This window comes from Celeribacter naphthalenivorans, from assembly GCF_020524585.1.
GTDB classification, from domain to species: domain Bacteria; phylum Pseudomonadota; class Alphaproteobacteria; order Rhodobacterales; family Rhodobacteraceae; genus Celeribacter; species Celeribacter naphthalenivorans.
The window spans coordinates 1-1,831 of sequence record NZ_JAIVLK010000022.1 but is presented as its reverse complement, the minus strand read 5'-3'; the positions used below and the strand labels follow the sequence as shown (position 1 = coordinate 1,831).

Sequence of the window (1,831 nt, the reverse complement as noted above, 5' to 3'; positions counted from 1 at the left end):
TCTGGTCCTACAACAATGAGCGCCCGAACATGGGCAACGGCGGGATGACACCCGCACAGAAACTGAGAATGGCCGCGTAAACTCTAAGACCAAGCCCCAGTAAAAACGGGGGGATTACCGGAGCACTTCAACTGTCACGAAAACTGTACCAAAGAATCTTTGCTCGACTGAGGCGCTTTACTTGCCATGAATTTCTCATAATGGGGCAAATCTCGCGGGTTCCCACCCTCTTTCCCCGTCAAAAACAGAAGCTCATAAGCGAGCCAGAAATCATAAATTGCATCGTTTATAAAAAGCCTATTCCCAGAAGGCTTCGAAATGCAGATAGCCTCTTTTGCCAAAATCAATGCAGCGCGAAACTGCCCCCTGTGTCTCAGCGACCGGGTGGCATGGTAGAGGCATTCAGCTCTGTCCGGCACTAAGTCATAACCCCGCAGAAAAAAATCCAACGCGAGATCAGCTCGATGTATTCTTTCTAGGTGCAGGCCAGCTTCAAGAAAAGCCATGTAGGTCTCTTCTTTCCATCCCGATAGCTTGGTCCTTAACACATACCATTTAAGCGCTCGATCTGCGTCTCCATGGTCCCGCCAACTGTTGGCGCAATAGTATGCATATCTGGGAGTAAGGTCTGGATCATCACCCGACTGTATCGCTCGCTCCAAAAGCAATGCATCTTTCATATATTTTTCCGGATCAATGCTACGCGCACCGGTTCGACCTGAAATGATGGCGTATTCTCCCTCCAAGGTCTCACGCTTACCTCCGGGCCATTCAATAAATTCATGAACGACGCCTCTCCAGCGTAATTCGCCGCAGTTTCTTGCGAGAAGAGGGCGCGAATATCTCCGTGTGCGGCCTTCATTCTCCATCTTTAAGCTGTATAAATCTGCACTCAATACAGGGAGCTCGGGCGTTCCTTCGATCCAGTCGTCTGCATCGAAGAACAAAACGTAGTCCGATTTTCCGCTGCAATTCTTTAGAGCTTTATTGCGGTTGTGGGCAAAATTCACCCAGGTATCTTCCGTCAGCTCGCCGGGTATTTTTAGCTCTTGAAATGTCTTCTTTATAATCTCGGGGGTGTTGTCAGTCGATCCGGTATCCGAAATGACCCAGTAGGTGATCGGAAAAACGCTGCAGATATTCTTTAGTGTTTTCTCGATAACATGCGCTTCGTCTCGGACGATCATATTCAAACAAATTGTCATTTTACCGTCTTTCCAAGAAAAAAGTCGCCCCCGGCAAACGAGGGCGACCTATATTCATTTTCTTAGCTTACATTACGCCTCTTCGAAGACAGACAATCCACCAAGAAGACCACCGGCAATATCTGTCACCGGATCGAGCAGACCGCCCGTGTCACCACCAAGCAGGCCGTCCACGAGGCCGGTCACCGGATCGAGAAGGCCACCCGTGTCGCCACCAAGCAGGCCGTCCACGAGGCCCGTCACCGGATCGAGAAGGCCACCCGTGTCGCCACCAAGCAAGCCGTCCACGAGGCCCGTCACCGGATCGAGCAGACCGCCCGTGTCGCCACCAAGCAGGCCGTCCACGAGGCCCGTCACCGGATCGAGCAGACCGCCCGTGTCGCCACCAAGCAGGCCGTCCACGAGGCCCGTCACCGGATCGAGCAGACCACCCGTGTCGCCACCAAGCAGGCCGTCCACGAGGCCCGTCACCGGATCGAGAAGACCGCCCGTGTCACCACCAAGCAGGCCGTCCACGAGGCCGGTCACCGGATCGAGCAGACCACCCGTCGCGTCGCCACCAAGCAAGCCGTCCACGAGGCCCGTCACCGGATCGAGCAGACCACCCGTGTCGCCACCAAGCAGGC

Annotated in this window: 1 protein-coding gene and 1 pseudogene; both read right to left on the bottom strand. The window is 54.2% G+C overall.

The genetic code is table 11. The features are described from left to right. Positions 1-134: 134 nt before the first annotated feature. Entirely contained in the window at positions 135-1,205 is a 1,071-nt protein-coding gene (locus LC094_RS21495) for a glycosyltransferase (protein ID WP_226554845.1), read from the bottom strand. Between the two features lie 72 nt (positions 1,206-1,277). After that, positions 1,278-1,831 (bottom strand): annotated as a pseudogene (locus tag LC094_RS21490) (hypothetical protein); the annotation flags it as partial.

Excerpts from the sequence above, each read along its gene's own strand:
- LC094_RS21495 (WP_226554845.1), bottom strand. The coding sequence starts at position 1,205 with ATGACAATTTGTTTGAATATGATCGTCCGAGACGAAGCGCATGTTATC.